The organism is Burkholderia sp. SIMBA_062 (assembly GCF_046534765.1).
GTDB classification, from domain to species: Bacteria; Pseudomonadota; Gammaproteobacteria; order Burkholderiales; family Burkholderiaceae; genus Burkholderia; species Burkholderia ambifaria.
The window spans coordinates 146,299-170,672 of record NZ_JAWRYD010000005.1; the positions used below are offsets into that span (position 1 = coordinate 146,299).

18 protein-coding genes are annotated in these 24,374 nt (G+C 67.9%); 9 read left to right on the top strand and 9 right to left on the bottom strand.

What is annotated here, in order from left to right; genetic code table 11:
• Positions 1-58 precede the first annotated feature (58 nt).
• The 3 genes from pyrH to rpsB all read right to left on the bottom strand — a co-directional run bounded on the left by pyrH (position 59) and on the right by rpsB (position 2,713).
• A complete protein-coding gene (pyrH, locus tag SB786_RS07275) occupies positions 59-772 on the bottom strand; it encodes a UMP kinase (protein ID WP_006752151.1) in 714 nt (237 codons plus the stop codon).
• Between the two features lie 156 nt (positions 773-928).
• On the bottom strand, positions 929-1,810 hold the full coding sequence (tsf, locus tag SB786_RS07280; protein ID WP_006752150.1) for a translation elongation factor Ts: 882 nt from the start codon (positions 1,808-1,810) through the stop codon (positions 929-931).
• A gap of 162 nt (positions 1,811-1,972) precedes the next feature.
• A complete protein-coding gene (gene rpsB, locus SB786_RS07285; RefSeq protein ID WP_006758564.1) occupies positions 1,973-2,713 on the bottom strand; it encodes a 30S ribosomal protein S2 in 741 nt (246 codons plus the stop codon).
• 381 nt (positions 2,714-3,094) lie between these two features.
• Here rpsB and map point away from each other — a divergent pair, with 381 nt between their 5' ends.
• Genes map through SB786_RS07300 form a run of 3 tightly spaced genes read left to right on the top strand, consistent with a single transcriptional unit; the run spans position 3,095 to position 8,526 of the window.
• Positions 3,095-3,910 (top strand): type I methionyl aminopeptidase, encoded by an 816-nt coding sequence (gene map, locus SB786_RS07290; RefSeq protein ID WP_006752148.1) that lies wholly within the window; start codon positions 3,095-3,097, stop codon positions 3,908-3,910.
• 55 nt (positions 3,911-3,965) lie between these two features.
• Positions 3,966-6,542 (top strand): [protein-PII] uridylyltransferase, encoded by a 2,577-nt coding sequence (locus SB786_RS07295; protein ID WP_410726922.1) that lies wholly within the window; start codon positions 3,966-3,968, stop codon positions 6,540-6,542.
• A 16-nt stretch (positions 6,543-6,558) separates the two neighbouring features.
• The gene (locus SB786_RS07300; protein WP_410726923.1) at positions 6,559-8,526 is read left to right on the top strand and encodes a pseudouridine synthase; all 1,968 of its coding nucleotides are present in this window, start codon (positions 6,559-6,561) and stop codon (positions 8,524-8,526) included.
• Positions 8,527-8,629: 103 nt separating this feature from the next.
• Here the strand turns inward: SB786_RS07300 and def are convergent, their stop codons facing one another.
• The 5 genes from def to SB786_RS07325 all read right to left on the bottom strand — a co-directional run bounded on the left by def (position 8,630) and on the right by SB786_RS07325 (position 17,387).
• A complete protein-coding gene (gene def / locus SB786_RS07305; RefSeq protein WP_410726924.1) occupies positions 8,630-9,163 on the bottom strand; it encodes a peptide deformylase in 534 nt (177 codons plus the stop codon).
• Positions 9,160-11,235, bottom strand: a complete 2,076-nt coding sequence (ligA, locus tag SB786_RS07310) for an NAD-dependent DNA ligase LigA (protein WP_410726925.1) — start codon at positions 11,233-11,235, stop codon at positions 9,160-9,162. Before ligA ends, def begins: the two co-directional genes overlap by 4 nt.
• Before the next feature lie 174 nt (positions 11,236-11,409).
• Entirely contained in the window at positions 11,410-12,708 is a 1,299-nt protein-coding gene (locus SB786_RS07315) for a cell division protein ZipA C-terminal FtsZ-binding domain-containing protein (RefSeq protein ID WP_410726926.1), read from the bottom strand.
• An 85-nt stretch (positions 12,709-12,793) separates the two neighbouring features.
• Positions 12,794-16,306, bottom strand: a complete 3,513-nt coding sequence (gene smc / locus SB786_RS07320) for a chromosome segregation protein SMC (RefSeq protein WP_410726927.1) — start codon at positions 16,304-16,306, stop codon at positions 12,794-12,796.
• A gap of 139 nt (positions 16,307-16,445) precedes the next feature.
• On the bottom strand, positions 16,446-17,387 hold the full coding sequence (locus SB786_RS07325) for a DMT family transporter (protein WP_410726928.1): 942 nt from the start codon (positions 17,385-17,387) through the stop codon (positions 16,446-16,448).
• A 173-nt stretch (positions 17,388-17,560) separates the two neighbouring features.
• On the opposite strand from SB786_RS07325, the gene dapC reads away from it, so the two are divergent.
• The 6 genes from dapC (at position 17,561) to cls (ending at position 23,753) form a co-directional block, all read left to right on the top strand.
• Complete coding sequence (dapC, locus tag SB786_RS07330) at positions 17,561-18,808, top strand: succinyldiaminopimelate transaminase (protein ID WP_410726929.1); 1,248 nt, start codon at positions 17,561-17,563, stop codon at positions 18,806-18,808.
• Between the two features lie 45 nt (positions 18,809-18,853).
• On the top strand, positions 18,854-19,681 hold the full coding sequence (gene dapD / locus SB786_RS07335) for a 2,3,4,5-tetrahydropyridine-2,6-dicarboxylate N-succinyltransferase (protein WP_006478479.1): 828 nt from the start codon (positions 18,854-18,856) through the stop codon (positions 19,679-19,681).
• On the top strand, positions 19,681-20,049 hold the full coding sequence (locus SB786_RS07340; RefSeq protein WP_006759624.1) for an ArsC family reductase: 369 nt from the start codon (positions 19,681-19,683) through the stop codon (positions 20,047-20,049). The genes dapD and SB786_RS07340 overlap by 1 nt, the downstream gene beginning before the upstream one ends.
• Positions 20,050-20,139: 90 nt before the next feature.
• Positions 20,140-21,279, top strand: coding sequence for a succinyl-diaminopimelate desuccinylase (gene dapE, locus SB786_RS07345; RefSeq protein ID WP_410726930.1), 1,140 nt, complete (start codon positions 20,140-20,142; stop codon positions 21,277-21,279).
• Positions 21,280-21,290: 11 nt separating this feature from the next.
• Complete coding sequence (prmB, locus tag SB786_RS07350; protein ID WP_006759626.1) at positions 21,291-22,199, top strand: 50S ribosomal protein L3 N(5)-glutamine methyltransferase; 909 nt, start codon at positions 21,291-21,293, stop codon at positions 22,197-22,199.
• Positions 22,200-22,313: 114 nt separating this feature from the next.
• The gene (cls, locus tag SB786_RS07355) at positions 22,314-23,753 is read left to right on the top strand and encodes a cardiolipin synthase (protein ID WP_410726931.1); all 1,440 of its coding nucleotides are present in this window, start codon (positions 22,314-22,316) and stop codon (positions 23,751-23,753) included.
• A gap of 138 nt (positions 23,754-23,891) precedes the next feature.
• Here cls and SB786_RS07360 read toward each other — a convergent pair whose 3' ends face one another.
• Entirely contained in the window at positions 23,892-24,371 is a 480-nt protein-coding gene (locus SB786_RS07360; protein ID WP_410726932.1) for a glutathione peroxidase, read from the bottom strand.
• Positions 24,372-24,374: the final 3 nt, after the last annotated feature.

The following is a 24,374-nucleotide window of genomic DNA, read 5'->3' on the forward strand; positions in this document are numbered from 1 at the left end:
CCGGCGCGCGACGCACCACGGCCGGCGACCCACGCCGCTTGCCCGCATCCGCGGGAGTTTACACGTGGACGAGCGTACCTTCGTCCTCGCCCAGCACGATACGCTTGAGCGCGCCCGGCTTGTTGATCGAAAACACGCGAATCGGCAGCTTCTGGTCGCGGCACAGCGCGAAGGCCGTCGCGTCCATCACCTGCAGATTCCGGCTGATCGCCTCGTCGAAGCTGATCGTCGCGTAGCGCGTGGCCGACGGATCCTTCTTCGGATCGGCAGAATATACGCCATCGACCTTGGTCGCCTTCAGCACGACCTCGGCGCCCACTTCCGAACCGCGCAGCGCGGCGGCCGTGTCCGTCGTGAAGAACGGGTTGCCCGTGCCGGCCGCGAAGATCACGACCTTGCCTTCCTCGAGCTGGCGGATCGCGCGGGGCCGGATGTACGGCTCGACGACCTGGTCCATGCGCAGCGCGGACTGCACGCGTGCGACGATGCCGGCGTGGCGCATCGCGTCCTGCAGCGCCAGCGCGTTCATCATCGTCGCCAGCATCCCCATGTAGTCGGCCGTCGCGCGGTCCATGCCGGCCGCACCGCCCGCGACACCGCGGAAAATGTTACCGCCGCCGATCACGACCGCAAGCTGCGTACCGAGACCCACGACTTCGGCAATGTCCGCCACCATCCGTTCGATCGTCGCGCGATTGATGCCGAAGGCATCGTCGCCCATCAGCGCTTCGCCGGAGAGTTTGAGGAGGACGCGTTTATAGGCATTGGACATAGGGGCTTCCGAGCGACGAGAGGATGACAACCACGAACTGTAGGGGCGAAATACTGATTCGGGCAAGCGCCGCCGGTCGGACCGGGGTTCCCGGCCGGCCGGCGCCGCCGCCGGCCGCGGCGGAGCGGACGCCCGCCGCGGATACTGCCTGACTGCTTACTGCTGCTTTGCTGCTGCGACTTGCGCGGCCACTTCGGCGGCGAAGTCGTCCTGGCGCTTCTCGATGCCTTCGCCGACGACGAACAGCGCGAACTTCTGCACCGTGGAATTCGCGGCCTTCAGCATCTGCTCGATCGTCTGCTTGTCGTTCTTCACGAACGTCTGGTTCAGCAGCGACACTTCCTTCAGGTACTTCTGGACGCTGCCGTCGACCATCTTCGCGACGATTTCAGCCGGCTTGCCCGATTCCGCAGCCTTCTGCTCGGCCACGCGGCGTTCCGTGTCGATCAGTTCCGCCGGCACGTCGGCCGACGACAGCGCGACCGGCTTCATCGCGGCGATGTGCATCGCGACGTCCTTGCCGACCTGCTCGTCCGCACCCGTGTACTCGACGATCACGCCGATGCGCGCGCCGTGCAGGTACGTCGCGATCTTGTTCGCGGTTTCGAAGCGCACGAAACGGCGGATCGAGACGTTCTCGCCGATCTTGCCGATCAGCGCGAGGCGCACGGCGTCGACCGTCGAGCCTTCGAGCGGCAGCGCCGACAGCGCGGCCACGTCGGCCGGGTTCTGCGTCGCGACGAGTTCCGCGACCGTCTTCGAGAATGCGAGGAAGTCGTCGTTCTTCGCGACGAAGTCGGTTTCGCAGTTCAGTTCGACCAGCGCGCCTGCATTGCCGCCGACGAACGATGCGACGACGCCTTCGGCCGTCACGCGCGATGCCGCCTTGCTCGCCTTGTTGCCGAGCTTGACGCGCAGCAGCTCTTCAGCCTTGGCCAGGTCGCCGTCGGCTTCCGTCAGCGCCTTCTTGCACTCCATCATCGGTGCGTCGGTCTTTGCGCGCAGTTCTGCCACCATGCTTGCGGTAATTGCCGCCATCATTCGCTCCTTGAGTCTGTATTCACAACGCCGCCCGCTTGGACGCGAACGGCCGAAAATCGTTTCCGGACCCGCGCCGATTCGACGCGATCAGGTCCGGCGCACAAGCTTAAAAAAAGGGGGCCTGTTGAGAGCCCCCTTTTTGCGCCGGCTCGGGGCCAGTTACGCGTTTTCCTCGACGTACTCGTCGTCGCCGCGTGCGGCCTGGACCACTTCGTTGACCGCGTTGGCACGGCCTTCGAGGATCGCGTCGGCCACGCCTTCAGCGTACAGCGCGACTGCCTTGCTCGAGTCGTCGTTGCCCGGGATCACGTAATCCACACCTTCCGGCGAGTGGTTCGTGTCGACCACGGCGATGACCGGCACGCCCAGCTTGTTCGCTTCCGTGACGGCAATCTTGTGGTAGCCGACGTCGATGACGAAGATCGCGTCCGGAATGCCGCCCATGTCCTTCACGCCGCCGATCGACTTCTGCAGCTTGGCGATTTCGCGCTCGAACAGCAGCGCTTCCTTCTTGCTCATCTTCTCGGTTTCGCCCGATTCGACGGCCGCTTCCATGTCCTTCAGGCGCTTGATCGATACCTTCAGCGTCTTGAAGTTGGTCATCATGCCGCCGAGCCAGCGCGCGTTGACGTACGGCATGCCCGCACGTTGCGCTTCCTGGGCGATCGTGTCACGCGACTGGCGCTTCGTGCCGACGAACAGGATCGTGCCGCGATTCGCTGCCAGCTGGCGCACGTACTTCTGTGCGTCCGTGAACATCGGCAGCGTCTTTTCGAGGTTGATGATGTGAATCTTATTGCGGTGACCGAAAATGAACGGAGCCATCTTCGGGTTCCAGAAGCGCGTCTGGTGACCGAAGTGGACACCCGCTTCCAGCATTTGGCGCATCGTAACTGCCATGTGAATTCTCCACGAGGGTTGGGTCTTAAGCCGGCTGCCGTACCGCCGCGCGAACGCACCCCGAAGGACCTTCGTTCCGCGCGGCCGGCACCCTTGGTTGCGCCGGCTTGCGAGTTCGGCACGTGCGAAAATGCGCGTGCCACAAGCCTTTCATCGCCATGCTGCCCCAAAACGAGGCAGGTTCGGCATTTGGATGTCGACTTAGCCAAAGAGTATAGCACGCCGATTTGTCGGCTCTCAAGTCGCCCGCCACTTTCGCTTGCCGCGCGGCAGCCGGCCGGACAATCCCCGAAAACCCGCATCGGCACCGCCGGCAGGGGCTGCGAGGCCAGCCATAAGGTGCGATAATCCGTCAATTCACCGCATTCCAGGCATACCTCGATGGCTATTACGCTCAAAAACGAACACGACATCGCCGAGATGCGCGTCGCCTGCCGTCTCGCGAGCGAAGTGCTCGACTTCATCACGCCGCACGTCGTCGCCGGCGTCACGACCGCCGAACTCGACCGGCTCTGTCACGAATTCATGCTCAACGAGCAGGGTACGATCCCCGCGCCGCTGAATTATCAGCCGCCCGGCTACCCGCCGTACCCGAAGGCCACCTGCATCTCGGTCAACGACGTGATCTGCCACGGCATTCCGGGCGAGAAGGTGATCAAGAACGGCGACGCGCTGAACATCGACGTCACCGTGATCAAGAACGGCTACTTCGGCGACACCAGCCGGATGTTCATCGTCGGCGAGGGCTCGATCCTCGCGAAGCGCCTCGTGCAGACCACCTACGAGTGCATGTGGCTCGGCATCGACCAGGTCAAGCCCGGCGCGCACCTCGGCGACATCGGCTATGCGATCCAGAAGCACGCGGAAGCGCAGGGCTACAGCGTCGTGCGCGAATACTGCGGCCACGGCATCGGCACGGTGTTCCACGAAGATCCGCAGGTCGTCCACTACGGCCGTCCGGGCACCGGCATCGAGCTGAAGGCCGGGATGATCTTCACGATCGAGCCGATGATCAACGCCGGCAAGCGCGACATCCGCACGATGCCCGACCAGTGGACGGTCAAGACGCGCGACCGCAGCCTGTCCGCCCAATGGGAGCACACCGTGCTCGTCACCGAGACGGGCTACGAGGTGCTGACCGTGTCGGCCGGCACGCCGGCACGCCCGGTGTTCGCGCAACCGGCCGCCGCGGTCTGAGCGCCGCCGCGCCCGCCTGCCCGCCCTGCCCCGCCCCCGACCTGAACGGCCACCCATGAGCGCTCACGCCGCCCCCTCGTCCGAAGCGCTGTCGCGGCGCGCCGAATTCAAGGCCGCCAAGGTCGACATGCTCGAGCGCTTTCGCAGCGCGACGAACGTCGCGTCGCTGATGCACGCGCTGTCGAAACTCACCGACGATGCGCTCAAGCGCGTGTGGGACGACTGCGCAATGCCCGCGACGCTCGCGCTCGTCGCCGTGGGCGGCTACGGACGCGGCGAGCTCGCGCCCTACTCCGACGTCGACATCCTCGTGCTGCTGCCCGACGCGCACGACCCGGCGCTCGACGCGCGCATCGAGCGCTTCATCGGGATGGCGTGGGATCTCGGCCTCGAGATCGGCAGCAGCGTGCGCACGGTCGCGCAATGCATCGAGGAAGCGTCGCAGGACGTCACCGTGCAGACCTCGCTGCTCGAGGCGCGCCGCATCGTCGGCAGCACCGCGCTGTTCGAACGCTTCACCGTGCGGTACCACGAGGCGCTCGACGCCCGCGCGTTCTTCACCGCGAAGGTGCTCGAGATGCGCCAGCGCCACGCGAAGTGCCAGGACACGCCGTACAGCCTCGAGCCGAATGTGAAGGAAAGCCCGGGCGGGCTGCGCGACCTGCAAACGATCCTCTGGATCGCGCGCGCGGCCGGCTTCGGCAGCAGCTGGCGCGAGCTCGACACGCGCGGGCTCATCACCGAGCGCGAGGCGCGTGAGCTGCGCCGCAACGAAGGATTCCTGAAGACGCTGCGCGCGCGGCTGCACGTGATCGCCGGCCGCCGCCAGGACATGCTCGTGTTCGACCTGCAGACGCAGGCCGCCGAGAGCTTCGGCTACCGGCCGACGCAGGCCAAGCGCGCGAGCGAGCAGCTGATGCGCCGCTATTACTGGGCCGCGAAGGCGGTCACGCAGCTCGCGACGATCCTGATCCAGAACATCGAGGCGCAGCTGTTCCCCGCGACGAGCGGCATCACGCGCGTGCTGTCGCCCGATCGTTTCGTCGAGAAGCAGGGCATGCTCGAGATCGTCGACGACGGCGTGTTCGAACGCCATCCCGACGCGATTCTCGAAGCATTCCTGCTGTACGAGGTGACGCGCGGCGTGAAGGGCCTGTCCGCCCGCACGCTGCGTGCGCTGTACAACTCGCGCGAGATCATGAACAACACGTGGCGGCGCGATCCGCAGAACCGCCGCACGTTCATGCAGATCCTGCAGCAGCCGGAGGGCATCACGCATGCATTCCGGCTGATGAACCAGACGAGCGTGCTCGGCCGCTACCTGCTGAATTTCCGCCGCATCGTCGGCCAGATGCAGCACGATCTATACCACGTGTATACGGTCGACCAGCACATCCTGATGGTGTTGCGCAACCTCCGCCGCTTCGCGGTGGCCGAGCATGCGCATGAATACCCGTTCTGCAGCCAGCTGATCGGCAATTTCGAGCGCCCGTGGGTGCTGTATGTCGCCGCGCTGTTCCACGACATCGCGAAAGGCCGCGGCGGCGACCATTCGACGCTCGGGATGGTCGACGCGCGACGCTTCTGCCGCGAGCACGGCATCACCGGCGACGACGCGGCGCTGATCGTATGGCTCGTCCAGCATCACCTGACGATGAGCCAGGTCGCGCAGAAGCAGGACACGAGCGACCCGGAAGTCATCAAGCGCTTCGCCGAAGTGGTCGCCAATGAACGGCACCTCACCGCGCTGTACCTGCTGACCGTCGCCGATATCCGCGGCACGAGCCCGAAGGTGTGGAACACGTGGAAGGGCAAGCTGCTCGAGGATCTCTACCGCATCACGCTCGCGGTGCTCGGCGGCGCCAACCCCGATGCGCATTCGGAACTGAAGTCGCGCCAGGAGCAGGCGCTCGCGCTGCTGCGCCTCGAGACCGTGCCCGAGGACGCGCACCGCGCGCTGTGGGATCAGCTCGACGTCGGCTTCTTCCTGCGTCACGACGCGGCCGACATCGCATGGCAAACGCGCGTGCTGTACCGGCACGTGAATGCCGAGACCGCGATCGTCCGCGCACGGCCGTCGCCGATCGGCGACGCGCTGCAGGTGCTCGTGTACGTGAAGGACCGCCCCGACCTGTTCGCGGGCATCTGCGCGTACTTCGACCGCAACGGACTGTCGGTGCTCGATGCGCGCGTCAGCACCACGCGGCATGGCTATGGGCTAGACAATTTCATCGTCACGCAGACCGAACGCGACGTGCGCTATCGCGACATCGCGAATCTCGTCGAACAGCAGCTCGCGACGCGCCTTGCCGAGACCGCCCCGCTGCCAGAGCCGTCCAAGGGCCGCCTGTCGCGGCTGTCCCGGACGTTTCCGATCACGCCGCGCGTCGACCTCCGGGCCGACGAGCGTGGCCAGTACTACATCCTGTCCGTGTCCGCCAACGACCGGCCGGGCCTTCTCTATTCGATCGCGCGCGTACTGGCCGAGCATCAGGTCGGCGTCCACGCGGCGCGGATCAATACGCTCGGCGAACGCGTCGAGGACATCTTCCTGCTCGACGGTGCCGGCCTGTCCGACAACCGCCTGCAGATCCAGCTCGAAACCGAATTGCTGCGCGCGATCGCAGTCTGAATGAATCCCAGCGTTTATGCGCACCAAATTAACCGTCAAGAATCCGCGTCCGGCGTCGCCGACCCGCGCCCCCGTCCGCTCCGGCAGCCTCGTCGCTCGCAAGGCGGTGCGCCCCGCCCCGCCGCCCGCGGCCGACAAGCCGCCGCGCCCGAAGAAGGCCGCCGCTCCGGCAGCCGCCGGCGAACGCGCGTTCAAGCCGCGCGGCGCGGAACGCCCGGGCGCGGATCGTGCGCCGGCGAAGCGCGCACCGCGTGACGGCGGTGCCGAGCGCCCGTATCGCAGCGCCGAAGGCAAGCCCGATGCGCGGCCGCGCCGCGCGGGCACCGAAGGCGGCGCACGCGCACCCTATCGCGACAAGGCAGACGGCTACGGCGAGAAGCGCAGCTTCGGCGAACGCCGTACGTCGTCCGACCGCCCGGCTCGCCGCAGCGACGACGATACTCGGCCGCGCCGCCCAGGCGCCGAAGGCGGCGCACGCGCACCGTATCGCGACAAGGCAACCGGCGATGCGCCGAAGCGCAGTTTCGACGAGCGCCGTACGCCGTCCGACCGCCCGGCTCGCCGCAGCGACGACGATACGCGGCCGCGCCGCGCGGGCACCGAAGGCGGCGCACGCGCACCGTATCGCGACAAGGCAACCGGCGATGCGCCGAAGCGCAGTTTCGGCGAACGCCGTACGCCGTCCGACCGCCCGGCTCGCCGCAACGACGACGATGCACGGCCGCGCCGCGCAGGCGCCGAAGGCGGCGCACGCGCACCGTATCGCGACAAGGCAGACGGCTACGGCGAGAAGCGCAGCTTCGGCGAACGCCGTACGTCCTCCGACCGCCCCGCGCGCCGCAGCGATGACGACGCACGCCCGCGCCGAGCAGGTGCCGAAGGCGCTGCACGCGCCCCCTATCGCGACAAGGCAACCGGCGATGCGCCGAAGCGAAGTTTCGACGAGCGCCGTACGTCCTCCGACCGCCCCGCGCGCCGCAACGACGACGATGCACGGCCGCGCCGCGCAGGCACCGAAGGCGCTGCACGCGCACCCTATCGCGACAAGGCCACCGGCTACGGCGAGAAGCGCAGCTTCGGCGAGCGCCGCACGTCGTCCGACCGCCCGGCGCGCCCCGCACGCGACGGCGAGCGCGGCAACACCGAGCGCCGCTCGACCGGCGCCGCGCCGAATACCGCACAACCGGTCAAGCGCCGCGCCGCCGACATCGATCACGGCGACGAAACCGGCCTGATGCGCCTGTCGAAGCGCATGTCCGAGCTCGGCCTGTGCTCGCGCCGCGAAGCCGACGAATGGATCGAAAAAGGCTGGGTGCTCGTCGACGGCGAACGCATCGACACGCTCGGCACCAAGGTCCGTCCCGACCAGAAGATCGAGATCGACGAGCGCGCGAGCGCCGCGCAGGCCGCGCAGGTGACGATCCTGCTGCACAAGCCGGTCGGCTATGTGTCCGGTCAGGCGGAAGACGGCTACGAGCCCGCGTCGGTGCTGATCACGCGCGCCAACCAGTGGAGCGGCGACCGCTCGCCGCTGCGCTTCTCGCCGCAGCATCTGCATGCGCTCGCACCGGCCGGCCGGCTCGACATCGATTCGACCGGCATGCTCGTGCTGACGCAGAACGGCCGGATCGCGAAGCAGCTGATCGGCGAGCAGTCGGACATCGACAAGGAATACCTGGTGCGCGTGCGCTTCGGCGAACGGCTGCTCGACATCGATCAGCACTTCCCCGCCGAATCGCTCGCGAAGCTGCGCCACGGCCTCGAACTCGACGGTGTCGCACTGAAGCCCGCGATGGTGAGCTGGCAGAACGGCGAACAGTTGCGTTTCGTGCTGCGTGAAGGCAAGAAGCGCCAGATCCGCCGGATGTGCGAACTGGTCGGTCTCGAAGTGATCGGCCTGAAGCGCGTGCGGATGGGCCGCGTGATGCTTGGCGCGCTGCCGCAAGGGCAATGGCGCTACCTGTCGCCCGACGAGTCGTTCTGACAGCAGGCACGCACCGCGCCACGCAATGACAAAGCCCGCGCAAGCGGGCTTTGTCGTTTCCGTCACGACGGCGCGCAACATCGCGCACCGCCGCGTGCCGGGGTCAGTCGTCGTCGATCGGATCGAGCCCCGGGAACAGCACCTCGGTGAAGCCGAAGCGCGTGAAGTCGGTGATCCGCATCGGGTACAGCTTGCCGATCAGGTGGTCGTATTCGTGCTGGACGACCCGCGCGTGGAAGCCTTCGGCGACGCGGTCGATCTTCGCGCCGAACTGGTCGTAGCCGCTGTAGCGCACCTTCGCATAGCGGCTGACGACGCCGCGCATGCCCGGCACCGACAGGCAGCCTTCCCATCCCTCTTCCATGTCCGGCGGCAGGTACTCGAGCTTCGGGTTGATCAGCACGGTCTCGGGCACGGGCGGCGCGTCCGGATAGCGGTTGTTGCTGCCGAAGCCGAAGATGATGATCTGCAGCCCGATGCCGATCTGCGGCGCGGCGAGCCCCGCGCCGTTCGCGTGATGCATCGTCTCGAACATGTCCGCGACGATCTCGTGCAGCTCCGGCGTGTCGAACTGCGCGACCGGTTTGGCGACTTCGAGCAGGCGCGGATCGCCCATCTTCAGGATCTCGCGAATCATGGGGTGTTGCCCTCCAGGAGTTGGTGCAGTCCGTCTTCGTCCAGTACGGGGATGCCGAGTTCCTCGGCCTTCGCGAGCTTGCTGCCGGCGTCGGCACCCGCGACCACGTAATCCGTCTTCTTCGATACCGAGCCCGCGACTTTCGCGCCGGCCGCTTCGAGCATCTCCTTCGCCGCGTCGCGGGTGAGATTCGGCAGCGTGCCCGTCAGCACGACCGTCTTGCCGGCCAGCACGCCCTGCGGCGCCTTCGGCGCGGGCGGGCCTTCGGCCCACGTGACCTTGCCGGGCGCGCGCAGCTGCTCGATCACGGTGCGGTTGTGTTCTTCCGCGAAGAACTGGTGGATCGACTCGGCGACGATCGGCCCGACGTCGTTGACTTCGAGCAGTTCCTCGATCGACGCGTCCATGATCGGGGTCAGCGAGCCGAAGTGCTTCGCGAGATCCTTCGCGGTCGATTCGCCGACATGGCGAATCCCGAGCCCGTAGATGAAGCGCGCGAGCGTCGTGTGCTTCGCCTTCTCGAGCGAGTCGAGCAAATTCTGTGCGGACTTCTCGGCGAACCGATCGAGTTCCGCGAGCGTCGCGAAACCGAGATTGAACAGGTCGGCCGGCGTGCGCACGAGATTCAGTTCCACGAGCTGATCGATGATCTTCTCGCCGAGCCCGTCGATGTCGAGCGCGCGACGCTGCGCGAAGTGCCACAGCGCCTGCTTGCGCTGTGCCGGGCAGAACAGGCCGCCCGTGCAGCGCGCGATCGCCTCGTCCGGCAACCGCTCGATCTTCGAGCCGCACACCGGGCATTCGGTCGGCATCACGAATTCGGCCGCATCGTCCGGCCGGCGATCGAGCAGCGCGCCGACGACTTCGGGGATCACGTCGCCCGCGCGCCGCACGATCACGGTATCGCCGATCCGGATGTCCTTGCGGCGCACTTCGTCCTCGTTGTGCAGCGTCGCGTTGGTCACCGTCGCGCCGCCGACGAACACGGGTTCGAGCCGCGCGACCGGCGTGATCGCACCCGTGCGGCCGACCTGCACGTCGATCGCGACGAGCTTGGTCAGCGCTTCCTGCGCGGGAAACTTGTGCGCGAGCGCGAAGCGCGGTGCGCGCGACACGAAGCCGAGGCGATCCTGTTCGTCGCGCCGGTTCACCTTGTAGACGACGCCGTCGATGTCGTACGGCAGCGACTCGCGTTTCTCGCCGACCTTGCGGAAGAAGCCGAGCAGGCCGTCGGCGCCGTACACGACCGCGCGCTCGCGGTTCACCGGCAGGCCGAACGACTCATACCAGTCGAGCAGCGCGCTATGCGTGTCCGGCATCGGCACCCCGTCGAGCACGCCGATCCCGTACGCGAAGAACGACAGCGGACGCTGCGCGGTGATCTTCGGATCGAGCTGGCGCAGGCTGCCGGCCGCCGCGTTGCGCGGGTTCGCGAATTCGCGCTGCTCGGCCGCGCGCTGGCGTTCGTTCAGGCGTGCGAAATCGCGCTTGAACATCAGCACCTCGCCGCGCACGTCGAGCAGGGCCGGCACGTGGGCGCCCTTCAGCTTCAGCGGGATCGAGCGGATCGTGCGGACGTTCTCCGTCACGTCCTCGCCGGTCGTGCCGTCGCCACGCGTCGACGCCTGCACGAACACGCCGTGCTCGTAGCGCAGCGAGATCGCGAGCCCGTCGAACTTCAGCTCGCACGCATATTCGACGGGTTCCGTCACCGAGCCGGCGAGATCGGTCGTCTTGTCGAGCGCATCGGCGACGCGCTTGTCGAACGCGGCGATGTCCTCGTCGGCGAAGCCGTTGTTCAGCGACAGCATCGGCGCATCGTGGACGACCGGCGTGAAACCGCCCGCCACTTCGCCGCCGACGCGCTGCGTCGGCGAGTCGGGCGTCACGAGTTCGGGATGATCGGTTTCGAGTTGCTGCAGCTCGCCGAACAGTCGATCGTATTCGGCGTCGGGCAGATCCGGCTGGTCGAGCACGTAATAGGCGTAATTCGCCCGCTCGAGTTGGTCGCGCAGCCACGCGGCACGCGTGTCGGGCTGGCTGGCTGGCGGTTCGGCTTGGGTTCGGGCCATGCTGGCGGCAGTTTCGTTCTGAAAAATCGGATGTTCGATTATCTCAGTTTGACGCCGCGACGGGGGCACGCGATGCGTGCCGCGCAAGCCGGCTGCAGCGCACACAGGCGGCGTGTGTGCGGCAGTGCAGCGACGGACGGCGGCGGCACCGATGGCCACCGCCCGTGAAACGCGTTACTGGCTGAACAGGCGTCGCGTGACCGGGGAACCGGCCGGGATGCCTGCTTCCTCGAGCTTCGCGTACAGCTTCATCAGTTGCTGGTCGATCGCAACGAGCGTCGATTCCGGCAGCGGCCGGCGCGAATCGTCGACGACCCGCGCACCGATCCGCTCGGACAGCGACTTCGCGTAGTCGCACATCAGCCGGAACGGCAGGATGTCCTCTTCGGCGACCGGCACGTCGAGCACCAGCGTGATCATGTTGCCGCCCTTGTACGTCAGGTCGTCGCGCAGGAAGTTCGTGTCGCCGAACTGCAGCATGAACACGGGGTTCTGCTTCGCGTCGAGCTTGACGAAACGCGTGCCGTCGCGCGACAGCAGCAGCCCGTCCTGCGATGCGACGGCCTGCACGTAGTTCGCCGACCACGGCGCGCCGTCCGACATCACGTTGATCGACAACTGCGCGTCGCACTGCGCGGCGAAGCCGTCGAGCTCGCGCGCCATCGCGACCGTCTCCATCATGTCCGGGAATTCCGGTGCGCCGTCGATCGTATCGGCGAACTGCTGGACGCCCGTCACGAATTCGGAGAATTCGAGCTCGTTCAGCGCGCCGCTGCGGTTCGCGAGCTGTGCGGCCGCGCGCAGTTCTTCATAGCGCATGCCATTCTGCAGCAGTTCCCACTGGCCGCCTTCCGGCTTGCCTTCGATATGCACGGGCTTGCTGCCCGCGCGGCGCAGCCGCTGCGCGGCCGGCAGGATCTTGTCGCCGGGCAGCGGCCCGCCGAGGCGAATCGGCACGATGCAGTCGATCCGGCGATCGACGATCGCGGGCGGTGCCGACGAGATCGTCGTCGCGGCCGGCAGCACGGGTTCGGCAGGCTCGGTCGATGCGTGGCCGGCCGGCGCGTCACTTGCAGCGGCGACCGCCCCTTCGTCGACGGGCCGCCTGGCTGGCTCGGTCGATTCCGGCTGCGTGTCGCCCCCGGTGGCCTCGGCCTGCAGATCGGCCGGCATGTCGGCAGGCGCCGCGCTGCCGAAGGTCGGCTCGACGCGCGCTGCTTCAGCCGGCGTGCTCGCGGCGCCCGCCGCCGGTGCCGCCGGTGCCGCGGATTCGCGGCGCGCGGGCTGGCGCACCGGCTCGATGAACGGCAGCTCCTCGTCGCGCTCGGGGCGATTCATCGCCTCGGCCGCCTCTTCCGGCATCGGGCGCGGCATCCTGCGCCGCACCTTCGCGCCCTGCCACGCGTTGTAGACCACGACGCCGCCCACCACGACGGCGCCGGCGCCGATCAAACCGAGTGTCAACTCGTCCATGCACGCTCCATCAGCAATTCTTTTTCGTCGGACCCGCGAACGGGCGCCCATGCGCCGCGCGAACGCGGTCCGGTTTCGTCACACGTCAATTCTGGGCAAAACCCGCGGCGGTTTCCATGTCCACCGCGACGATCCGCGATACGCCCTGCTCCTGCATCGTCACGCCGATCAGTTGCTGCGCCATCTCCATCGCGATCTTGTTGTGCGAGATGAACAGGAACTGCGTCTTGTCGGACATCGCGCGCACGAGATTCGCGAAACGCTCGGTGTTCGCGTCGTCGAGCGGCGCGTCGACCTCGTCGAGCAGACAGAACGGCGCCGGGTTCAGCTGGAACATCGCGAACACCAGTGCGGTGGCGGTCAGCGCCTTCTCGCCGCCCGACAGCAGGTGGATGGTCGCGTTCTTCTTGCCCGGCGGCTGCGCCATCACCTGCACGCCCGCGTCGAGGATTTCGTCGCCCGTCATGATCAGCTTCGCCTGGCCGCCGCCGAACAGGCGCGGGAACAGGTCGCTGAAGTGACGGTTGACCTCGTCAAAGGTGCCCTGCAGCAGCGTGCGGGTTTCCTGGTCGATCTTGTGGATCGCGTCCTCGAGCGTCGTGATCGCATCGGTCAGGTCGGCCGACTGCGCATCGAGGAACACCTTGCGCTCACTCGCGGCCTTCAGCTCGTCGAGCGCGGCCATGTTCACCGGGCCCAGCGCGTTGATCGCGTTGTTCAGGCGCGTGACCTCGCCCTGCAGGTACGACGGTTTCAGGTCCGGCGTCAGCTTCTCGCGCAGCGCTTCCTCGTCGACCTCGGCGGTCGTGAGCTGCTCGGCAAACTGCTCGACGGCCAGGCGCGCGGCCTGCTCCTTCAACTGCAGCTCGGTGATGCGGTCGCGCAGCGGCTGCAGCGAACGCTCGGCGACGAGACGCTGCTCGTCCGACGCGCGCAGCTTCGCGGTCAGGTCGTCGAGTTCGATCCGCGCGGCCTGCAGCGCTTCTTCCTTCACCGCGCGAATTTCGAGCGCGTCCTGCAGGCCCGTGTGCGCGGTCTGCTCGTTGATCGTTTCGAGTTCGGCGCGCGCGTCTTCCAGCGACGCGGCGACGCGTTCGCTCTGCTCGTGCGCGACCTGGATGCTGCGCTTGAGCTCGTCGATCCGCGTGACCGCGTTGCGCGCGGCGAAGCGCGCGTCGTTCGCGCCGCGCTCGAGATCGCGCGCTTCCTGGCGCGCCTGCGTCAACGATTCGTCGAGCGCTTCGAACGCGAGCTGGTTGTCCTCGAAGCGCGCCTGCAGTTCCGCGAGTTCGCCGTCGAAACGCTCGAAGTTCGCTTCCGATTCGGCACGCAATGCGCGCTGCTCGTCGATCTGCGCGCCGATTTCCTCGAGTTCCTCGCGGATCTGCGTGCTGCGCTGCGTGTAGCGTTCATGCGCCTGCGCGAGCTTCAGCACGTCCATCTGCAGCGCGTGCACGCGCTGCGTCGCGCGTTCGGCCTGCGCGCGCACGTCGCCGAGCGCCTGCGTGGCCTGCGTGTGCGCGGCTTCCGCGCGCACCGCGGCCGTGCGGGCGTCGTCGGCGAGCAGCGCCTGCGCACGTACCTGGCGGGCCAGGTTCTCGATTTCCTGCTGGCGGGCCAGCATCCCGGCCTGCTCCGAATCGGCCGCGTACAGCTGCACGCCGACGCGCGTGACGATGTGGCCTGCCTTGACGACGAATGCGCCGCCTGCCGGCAGTTGCGCACGCGTCGCGAGCGCCTGCGCGACGTCGTCGGCAACGTACACGTTGCCGAGCCAGTCGTTCAGCACCGCACGAATGCCCGCATCGTCGATGCGCACGAGCGACAGCACCGGGCGCAGCCCGGCCGCGGCGGCCGGCGGTTCACCGGCGGCCGGCGGCGCGTAGAACGCGAGCTTGGCGGGCGGCGCATCGGTCGCGAACGCCTTCACCCAGTCGAGATTCGACACTTCGAGCGCGGCGAGGCGCTCGCGCAGCACGGCCTCGAGCGCCGCTTCCCAGCCCGCTTCGACGTGCAGCTTCTTCCACAGGCGCGGCAGCGCGCCGAGTTCGTGCTTGTCGAGCCACGGCTGGATCTTGCCTTCGGTCTGCACGTTCTCCTGCAGCTGCTTGAGTGCGGCGAGCCGCGCCTCGAGCTGGTGGATCTGCGCGCTTTCGGCCTGCACGCGCTCCTGCGCGGCGCGGCGTTCGGCGTCGAGACGCGGCAGCGCTTCCTGCGCATCGGCCAAGCGCGCCTGCGCCTCGGCGAGGATCTCTTCCTGCTCGGCGAGCTGCATGCGCAATTCTTCGAGCTGCGTTTCGTCCGGTGCATCAAGCCCGCCCGCCTCGGACTTCAGGCGCTCATGGCGCTGCTGAAGCTGCTGGAGCTGCTGGTCGGCATTGCGCTGGTGCGCGGCCTCGAGCTTCAGCGACTGCTCGGTCTGCGCGATGCGCGCGCGCTCGTCGTTGAGCTGCGCCTGCGCATCGCGCCACTTCGCTTCGAGCGCCGGCAGCGCGTCGTGTTTCGCGGCCGCGTTGTCTTCAGCGAGCGCGGCCTTCTCGTCGGCCATCGCGCGCGCTTCCTCGGCTTCCTCGAGCTCGTCCTGCGCCTTCTCGGCCTGCGCGCGCCATTGCTCGCGCTGCGCGTTCAACGCGGCGATCTGCGCCTGCACGCGGTTGCGCGATTCGACGATGAACTTGATCTCGGCCTCGAGGCGGCTCACTTCGGCGTTCGCCTCGTAGAGCGCGCCCTGCGCGCCCTGCATCGCGTCGCTCGCCGAGTAATGCGCGACGCGCAGCGTCTCGAGCTGCGACTCGACCTCGCGCAGCCGGGCCGTCTGCGCGTCGAGGTCGATCTGCGCCTGCTCGATCGCGCGCTGCTGCTTCTGCTGCTCCCCGGCGGCCTCGTTCTTGCGCAGCAGCCACAACAGGCGCTGCTTCTCCTCGCCATCGGCGACGAGTTCCTTGTACCGGGTCGCGACGACGGCCTGCGCCTCGAGCTTCTCGAGGTTCGCGCCGAGCTCGCGGACGATGTCCTCGACGCGCGTCAGGTTCTCGCGGGTGTCGTGCAGGCGGTTCTCGGTCTCGCGGCGGCGTTCCTTGTACTTCGACACGCCCGCGGCTTCCTCGAGGAACACGCGCAGCTCTTCCGGCTTCGCCTCGATGATCCGCGCGATCATGCCCTGGCCGATGATCGCGTACGCACGCGGGCCGAGGCCCGTGCCGAGGAAGATGTCCTGGATGTCGCGGCGGCGCGCCGGCAGGTTGTTGATGTAGTAGCTCGACGTGCCGTCGCGCGTCAGCACGCGCTTCACGGCGATCTCGCCGTACTGGCCCCACTGCCCGGCCGCGCGGCCGTCGGAGTTGTCGAAGATCAGTTCCACGCTTGCCCGGCTGCCGGGCTTGCGGGCGGTCGAGCCGTTGAAGATCACGTCCTGCATCGACTCGCCGCGCAGCTCGGACGCGCGCGACTCGCCGAGCACCCAGCGCACGGCATCGATGATGTTGGACTTGCCGCACCCGTTCGGGCCCACCACGCCGACTAGCTGGCCCGGAACCTGGAAATGCGTGGGATCGACAAAGGATTTGAAGCCAGCGAGTTTGATCGAGCTCAGACGCACGGCGGTATCGGATGTGAAGAAGGTGTGAAACGGAACGGGCCGCGACGCGCGGGGCCGGACGGCCCATGTGCGCGATGCGCCCCGGAATTCAAAAGCGGGGCCGCGCGCATCCAGCGTTGGGCCCCGCAAACGGCTTCCATCATACCATCGCGCGTGCGCCGTCCCGCCCGTCGCCGGGTTTGCCCCGTGCCGGCGCGGCACGATGGACCCGGCTCGACAGCAGCGTCGCCAGCACGATGCACGCGCCGCCCGCCCACTCGCGCGCGCTCGGCAGTTCGCTCGCGAACACCCATGCGGACAGCGCGGTGATCACGATCTCGAACAGCATGATGATCGACGCGCGGTTTGCCAGCACGCGCGCAAGCCCGTATTGCACGAGCAGGTTGTTCACCGCGATCGTCACGCCGATCGCGACGACGATCAGCGCGGCTGTGCCGAGCTGGCCGCCGGCCGGCGCGGCCGGCAGCCCCTCGAACAGCGACGCGATCGCGCCGAACACCGCCGCGCCGCCGAACAGCGTCGCGGTGCGCATCTCGGCGCGCATCTCCGGCAGCTCGCGGCTCGCCTTGATCACGAGCACGTTGTTCATCGCGAAACTCAGGCCGGCCGCGAGCCCCGCCCATTCGGCCGGGTTGGCCGGCAGCGGCACGCCGAGCGTCGGCGACCACAGCATCAGCATCGCGCCGGCGATCGACAGCGCCGCGAGCCCCGCGCCGGCCCAGGTCAGCCGCTCGCGCAGCAGGAAATGCGCGTAGATCGCGGTCCACGCCGGCGTCAGGTAGAACAGCAGCATCACGCGCAGCACTTCGCCGTGGATCGTGCCCCACACGAAGCCGAGGTTGGTCACGCCGGCCGTGATCGCGATGCCCGGCAGCACCCAGTGCCAGCGCAGCGTCGCGATCGTGCGGTGGCGCACGACGATCACGAACAGGAAAGCGACGAGGCTCGTCAGCGCGCTCGCCAGCGTGCCGGTGAGGCCGAGCGACGCAAGGATGCGCAGCGGATACCAGATCAGGCCCCATACCGAAGCGCCGATCAGGATGGCCAGCGTCGGCAGGCTGCCGCGTACCGCGTTATTCATGTGGTTCGATACCCTTTATTCGACCGGCCCGGCCGCCGCTGCGGCGGCCGTGACCGCATTGCGTCACGCTATAATCGTCCGTTGCGAGCCGCGCGCCGTCGGCGCCCGTTCGCAGCCGTGCGGCACCTGCGCCGCCCCTTTCGCTCCAACCGGCCGCGACGGCCGCTTCGCCCGTGAACCCTCGACTCGACTCGCTCCAGCCCTATCCCTTCGAAAAGCTGCGCGCCCTGTTCAAGGACGTGACGCCCGGTGCCGGTATGCCCGCTGCCGGTACGCCCGCTGCCGGCCTGAAACCGATCAGCTTCGGCATCGGCGAGCCCAAGCACCCGACGCCGGCGCTGATCCGCGACGCCGTGGTAGCCGCGCTCGACGGCCTCGCGTCGTACCCGGCCACGGCCGGCTCGGACGCGCTGCGCACGTCGATCGCGCACTGGCTCGAACGCCGCTATGGGCTGCCGGCGATCGATCCGGCCACGCAAGTGCTGCCCGTGTCGGGGTCGCGCGAGGCGCTGTTCTCGCTCGCGCAGACGGTGATCGACTCACGCGCGAGCGCGGACGGCAAGAAGGCGATCGTACTCTGTCCGAATCCGTTCTATCAAATTTACGAAGGGGCAGCGCTCCTGGCCGGTGCCGAACCCTATTTCGCGAACAGCGACCCGGCGCGCAACTTCGCGTGTGACTACGCGGCGGTGCCCGACGAGGTCTGGGCGCGCACCCAGCTGCTGTACGTGTGCTCGCCGGGCAACCCGACGGGCGCCGTGCTGACGCTCGACGACTGGCGCGAGCTGTTCGCGCTGTCCGACCGCCACGGTTTCGTGATCGCGTCCGACGAGTGCTATTCGGAAATCTATTTCGACGAAGCGGCGGCGCCGCTCGGCGGCCTCGAGGCCGCGCACCGCCTGGGGCGCGGCTTCGAGCGCCTCGTGATGCTGTCGAGCCTCTCGAAGCGCTCGAACGTGCCGGGCATGCGCTCGGGTTTCGTCGCCGGCGACGCCGCGCTGCTCAAGAAATTCCTGCTGTACCGCACCTACCACGGTGCCGCGCTGTCGCCGGTCTGGCAGCACGCGAGCATCGCCGCGTGGAACGACGAGGCGCACGTGCGCGAGAACCGCGCGCTGTACCTGCAGAAGTTCAACACGGTCACGCCGATGCTGGCCGACGTGATCGACGTGAAGCTGCCCGACGCCGCGTTCTACCTGTGGGCCAACGTCGCGCGCACCGGCCTGTCGGACACCGAGTTCGCCCGCCGCCTGTACGCCGACTATAATGTGACGGTTCTGCCCGGCTCGTACCTGGCGCGCGACGCGCACGGCACGAATCCGGGCCGCGATTTCATCCGGATCGCGCTCGTCGCGGACACCCCCGAATGCGTCGAGGGCGCGCAACGCATCGTCGATTTCTGCCGGGCTCTCGCACGGTAAGACGTCCATCCCGATCAATTCCATTCATCTCCTGCGAAAACGAACATGTCGCAACAACTTCAGCAAATCATCGATACCGCCTGGGAAAACCGCGCCGAGCTGTCGCCGAAGGCCGCGCCCGCCGACGTCCGCGAGGCCGTCGCTCACGCGATCGAGCAACTCGACAAGGGTGCACTGCGCGTCGCCGAGAAAATCGACGGCAACTGGACGGTCCACCAGTGGCTGAAGAAGGCCGTGCTGCTGTCGTTCCGCCTGGAGGACAACGCGCCGATGCCGGCCGGCGGCTACTCGCAGTTCTACGACAAGGTGCCGTCGAAGTTCGCGAACTACACCGCGGAAGACTTCGCCGCGGGCGGCTTCCGCGTCGTGCCGCCGGCCATCGCGCGCCGCGGCTCGTTCATCGCGAAGAACGTCGTGCTGATGCCGTCGTACACCAACATCGGCGCGTACGTCGACGAAGGCACGATGGTCGACACGTGGGCCACGGTCGGTTCGTGCGCGCAGATCGGCAAGAACGTGCACCTGTCGGGCGGCGTCGGCATCGGCGGCGTGCTCGAACCGCTGCAGGCGAATCCCGTCATCATCGAGGACAACTGCTTCATCGGCGCGCGCTCGGAAGTCGTCGAAGGCGTGATCGTCGAGGAGAACTCGGTGATCTCGATGGGCGTGTACCTCGGCCAGAGCACCAAGATCTACGATCGCGAAACGGGCGAAGTCAGCTACGGCCGCATCCCGGCCGGCTCGGTCGTCGTGGCCGGCAACCTCCCGTCGAAGGACGGCTCGCACAGCCTGTACTGCGCGGTAATCGTGAAGAAAGTCGACGCGAAGACCCGCGCGAAGGTCGGCCTGAACGAGCTGCTGCGAGGCGACTGATGGCCAAGCCACGCACCGTGGTCGTCTACGGCATTCCGAACTGCGACACCGTGAAGAAGGCCCGCGTGTGGCTCGACGATCACGGCGTCGAGTTCGAGTTCCACGACTTCAAGAAGCTCGGCGTCAGCGCGCCGCTCGTCGAGGACTGGCTGAAGGACGTGTCGCTCGACGCGCTCGTGAACAAGCGCGGCACGACGTGGCGCGGCCTGGACGATGCGATGAAGGCGGCCGCGGAAACGCGGTCCGGCGCGGTCGCGCTGATGATCCACAAGCCGTCGGTCATCAAGCGTCCCGTGCTCGTCGTCAACGGCCGCGTGAAATCGCTCGGCTTCGTGGCCGATCAGTACGCGGCGCTGTTTGCCGCCTAGGGCCGCCCGCGCTGCGCCCGCGGGTGCAGCCCGACGTCTCGTCACTGCCGGCCACCGCGCCGGCATTTTTTATCGAAAGTGGTCCGAACCATGTCCGCCACCCTAGCCCTTACCGAACAGCTGATCGCCCGCGCGTCCGTCACGCCCGACGACCAGCATTGCCAGCAGATCATGACCGAGCGCCTCGCCAGGCTCGGCTTCGAATGCGAGACCATCCCGTCGCACGGCGTGACCAACCTGTGGGCCGTCAAGCGCGGCGCCGACGGCCGCGACGGCAAGCTGCTCGCGTTCGCGGGCCACACCGACGTCGTGCCGACCGGCCCGCTCGAGCAGTGGACCTCGCCGCCGTTCATCCCCGCGCATCGCGACGGCAAGCTGTACGGCCGCGGCGCGGCCGACATGAAGACGTCGCTCGCGGCGTTCGTCGTCGCCTCCGAGGAGTTCGTCGCGGCCCATCCCGGCCACCGCGGCGCGATCGCGTTCCTGATCACGAGCGACGAGGAAGGCCCGGCCACCGACGGCACCGTGAAGGTCGTCGAATTGCTCGAAGCGCGCGGCGAACGCCTCGACTACTGCATCGTCGGCGAGCCGACCTCGACCACGGAGCTGGGCGACGTCGTGAAGAACGGCCGTCGCGGCTCGATGTCGGGCGAACTGGTCGTCAAGGGCGTGCAGGGCCACATCGCGTACCCGCACCTCGCGAAGAACCCGATCCACCTGCTCGCGCCGGCGCTCGCCGAGCTCGCCGCCGAACAGTGGGACGAAGGCAACGAATACTTCCCGCCGACCACCTGGCAGGTGTCGAACCTGCATGCCGGCACCGGCGCGACCAACGTGATCCCCGGCCATGCGGACCTGATGTTCAACTTCCGTTTTTCGACGGCGAGCACCGTCGAGGGCCTGCAGGCACGCGTGCATGCGATCCTCGACAAGCACGGCCTCGACTACACGCTGAAGTGGTCGGTGAGCGGCCTGCCGTTCCTCACGCCGCGCGGCGACCTGTCGAACGCGCTGGAGAACGCGATCCGCGCCGAGACCGGCCTCACGACCGAGCTGTCGACGACGGGCGGCACGTCCGATGGACGCTTCATCGCGCGCATCTGCCCGCAGGTGATCGAGTTCGGGCCGCCGAACGGCAGCATCCACAAGATCGACGAGCACATCGACGTGCGCTTCGTCGACCCACTGAAGAACGTGTACCGACGCGTGCTCGAACAACTGATCGCCTGACGGAGCCTCGCATGACGACACCATTTGCAACTATTCGCGACCTGCTGCGCTACGCGGTCACGCGCTTCTCGAAGGCCCAGCTCGCATTCGGCCACGGCTCGGACAACGCGTACGACGAAGCCGCCTACCTCGTGCTGCACACGCTCGACCTGCCGCTCGACACGCTCGAGCCGTTCCTCGATGCGCGGCTGCTGCCCGATGAAATCGCGGCCGTGCTCGCGGTGATCGAACGGCGCGCGACCGAACGCGTGCCGGCCGCGTACCTCACGCATGAAGCGTGGATGCACGGCCACCGCTTCTACGTCGACGAGCGCGTGATCGTGCCGCGCTCGTTCATCGGCGAGCTGCTCGACGACGGGCTGCAGCCGTATGTCGCCGACCCCGAGCAGGTCGGCGCGGTGCTCGAGCTGTGCACCGGCTCCGGCTGCCTCGCGATCCTCGCCGCGAGCGCGTTCCCGAATGCCGAGATCGACGCGGTCGACCTGTCCGACAACGCACTCGAAGTCGCCCGGATCAACGTGCGCGACTATGGCCTCGACGAGCGCATCACGCTGCATCGTGGCGACCTCTATGCGCCGCTGCCCGCGTTCCGCGCGGAACCCGACGCGCGCTACGACGTGATCCTGACGAACCCGCCGTACGTGAACGCGACGTCGATGGCAGCCCTGCCGCCCGAGTATCGGCACGAGCCGGAGATGGCGCTCGCGGGCGGCGAGGACGGAATGGACATCGTGCGGCGCATCATCTCGGAAGCGCACAAGTGGCTGCACGACGACGGCGTGCTCGTCGTCGAGATCGGCAACGAGCGCGAGCACGTCGAAGCCGCGTTCGGCGGCCTCGAACTGACATGGCTGCCCACCAGCGCGGGTGACGACACGGTGTTCCTGATCCAGGCGTCGGACCTGCCGCGCAAGGCCTGACGGCGCGCCGCGGCCGCGGCCGTGCGGTACGGCAAACCGCTGTCCCGCACGGTTGGGTAAGATGCGCGTAAGCGGCCGTCGCGCCGCACGACCTCAGGAGTCCGTCACGCGCCCATGACCCTCGACTGGCTACATCTCGGCACCCTGATCCTGGCCGTCCATGTGCTCGGGATCATCGCGGCGTGTCACGCGCTCCTGAACACGCGCACGTCGCAAGGCGCGATCGCGTGGGCCGTGTCGCTCGCCGCGATGCCGTACCTGACGCTCATCCCCTACCTGTTCCTCGGTCGCAGCAAGTTCTCCGGCTACGTCGACGCGCGGCGCCACGAAATGGAAGCGTTGCGCACGCACACGCCGCGCGCGCCGTGGCTCGATGCGGACGCAACCAACGGGCCGGCGGCCGACGCGATCGGCCGGGCTGCCGTGCTCGCGCTCACGCGGCTCGGCGGGATGCCATTCGTCGGCGGCAATTCGGTGCGCACGCTCGTCAACGGCGATGCGACCTTCTCGGCGATCCTGTCGGCGATCGACTCGGCGCGCGATTACGTGTTCGTCCAGTTCTTCATCGTGCGCGTCGACGCGCTCGGCCTGATGCTGCGCGACGCGCTGCTCGCACGCGCGGCCGCCGGCGTGCGCTGCTACCTGCTGTACGACAGCATCGGCTGCTTCGACCTGCCGCACAGCTACGTCGACACGCTGCGCCGCGGCGGCGTCGAGGTCCACCCGTTCGCGACCCACCGCAAGTTCGTCAACCGCTTCCAGCTCAACTTCCGCAACCATCGCAAGATCGTCGTCGTCGACGGCAATCGCGCGTTCGTCGGCGGACATAACGTCGGCGTCGAATATCTCGGCGCGAACCGGCGCCTGTCGCCGTGGCGCGACACCCATATCGAAATCCGCGGCCCGGTGGTCGCCAGCATTCAGTACGTGTTCGCCGAAGACTGGCACTGGGCCACGCAGACGCTTCCGCCGCTCGCCGCGCCGCCGGAGGCGCTGCCCGGCGACGCGATGCATTGCCTCGCCGTGCCGATGGGGCCGGCCGACAAGCAGGAAACCGGCTCGCTGTTCTTCGTCGGGGCGATCAACGCCGCGCAGGAACGGGTGTGGATCACGACACCGTATCTCATACCCGACGAAGCGGTGATCGCCGCGCTGAAGCTCGCGGTGATGCGCGGCGTCGACGTGCGCATCCTTATCCCGTGCCGGCGCGACCACTACGTCGTGTTCGAGGCGTCGAAGCTCTATGCACGCGATCTCATCGACGCAGGCGTCAAGGTGTTCCGCTACCGGCCCGGCTTCCTGCACCAGAAAGTCGTGCTGATCGACCGCATCGCGGCCGCGGTCGGCAGCGCGAATCTCGACAACCGCTCGTTCCGGCTGAACTTCGAAATCATGGTGCTGACCGTCGATCGCGCGTTCGCCGACGAAGTCGAGGCCATGCTCGACGCCGATTTCGCGCAGGCCTACGAGGTCGATGCGAACGAGTATCGGCACTCGCCCGCGTGGCGGCGCATCGCCATGCACGTCGCCCGCCTGTTCGCCCCCATCCTGTAGCGCGCCCGTCGCGCTCGCGCGAGCGCCAGCCCGGCACCGCCCGGATGGCGGCACCCTTTCGCACCGTCCGGCCCGGCACCGCGGTCGCGGCCCGTTCGGTCCGGACGCCCCGCTCGCCCCGCTCGCCGCTTCTCGGCGTTACAGCAGCTTGTCGATATCCGCGGCGATTTCCTCGGGCTTCGTCGACGGCGCATAGCGCTTGACGATCCGCCCGTCGCGGTCGACCAGGAATTTCGTGAAATTCCACTTGATCGCCTTCAGGCCGAGAATGCCAGGCGCCTCGTCGGTCAGATAGCGGTACAGCGGATGCGCATGGTCGCCCTTCACGTCGACCTTCGCGAACATCGGGAACGTGACGCCGTAGTTGCGCTCGCAGAACGCGCCGATCTGCGCGGCGTCGCCCGGCTCCTGCTTGCCGAACTGGTTGCATGGAAAGCCGAGCACGAAGAAGCCGCGCTCCGCGTACTGGTCGTACAGCTTCTGCAGGCCCGCATACTGCGGCGTGAAACCGCACTCGCTCGCGGTATTGACGATCAGCAGCACCTTGCCGCGATACGCATCGAGCGACGCCGGCTCACCGGCGAGCGTCTCCGCGCTGAAGGAATACAGGGTGGACATCGG

Excerpts from the sequence above, each read along its gene's own strand:
- cls (WP_410726931.1), top strand. The coding sequence starts at position 22,314 with ATGACCCTCGACTGGCTACATCTCGGCACCCTGATCCTGGCCGTCCAT.
- prmB (WP_006759626.1), top strand. The coding sequence starts at position 21,291 with ATGACGACACCATTTGCAACTATTCGCGACCTGCTGCGCTACGCGGTC.
- rpsB (WP_006758564.1), bottom strand. The coding sequence starts at position 2,713 with ATGGCAGTTACGATGCGCCAAATGCTGGAAGCGGGTGTCCACTTCGGT.
- dapD (WP_006478479.1), top strand. The coding sequence starts at position 18,854 with ATGTCGCAACAACTTCAGCAAATCATCGATACCGCCTGGGAAAACCGC.
- SB786_RS07360 (WP_410726932.1), bottom strand. The coding sequence starts at position 24,371 with ATGTCCACCCTGTATTCCTTCAGCGCGGAGACGCTCGCCGGTGAGCCG.
- SB786_RS07295 (WP_410726922.1), top strand. The coding sequence starts at position 3,966 with ATGAGCGCTCACGCCGCCCCCTCGTCCGAAGCGCTGTCGCGGCGCGCC.
- def (WP_410726924.1), bottom strand. The coding sequence starts at position 9,163 with ATGATTCGCGAGATCCTGAAGATGGGCGATCCGCGCCTGCTCGAAGTC.
- ligA (WP_410726925.1), bottom strand. The coding sequence starts at position 11,235 with ATGGCCCGAACCCAAGCCGAACCGCCAGCCAGCCAGCCCGACACGCGT.
- pyrH (WP_006752151.1), bottom strand. The coding sequence starts at position 772 with ATGTCCAATGCCTATAAACGCGTCCTCCTCAAACTCTCCGGCGAAGCG.
- SB786_RS07315 (WP_410726926.1), bottom strand. The coding sequence starts at position 12,708 with ATGGACGAGTTGACACTCGGTTTGATCGGCGCCGGCGCCGTCGTGGTG.
- SB786_RS07300 (WP_410726923.1), top strand. The coding sequence starts at position 6,559 with ATGCGCACCAAATTAACCGTCAAGAATCCGCGTCCGGCGTCGCCGACC.
- tsf (WP_006752150.1), bottom strand. The coding sequence starts at position 1,810 with ATGGCGGCAATTACCGCAAGCATGGTGGCAGAACTGCGCGCAAAGACC.
- SB786_RS07340 (WP_006759624.1), top strand. The coding sequence starts at position 19,681 with ATGGCCAAGCCACGCACCGTGGTCGTCTACGGCATTCCGAACTGCGAC.
- SB786_RS07325 (WP_410726928.1), bottom strand. The coding sequence starts at position 17,387 with ATGAATAACGCGGTACGCGGCAGCCTGCCGACGCTGGCCATCCTGATC.
- dapE (WP_410726930.1), top strand. The coding sequence starts at position 20,140 with ATGTCCGCCACCCTAGCCCTTACCGAACAGCTGATCGCCCGCGCGTCC.
- map (WP_006752148.1), top strand. The coding sequence starts at position 3,095 with ATGGCTATTACGCTCAAAAACGAACACGACATCGCCGAGATGCGCGTC.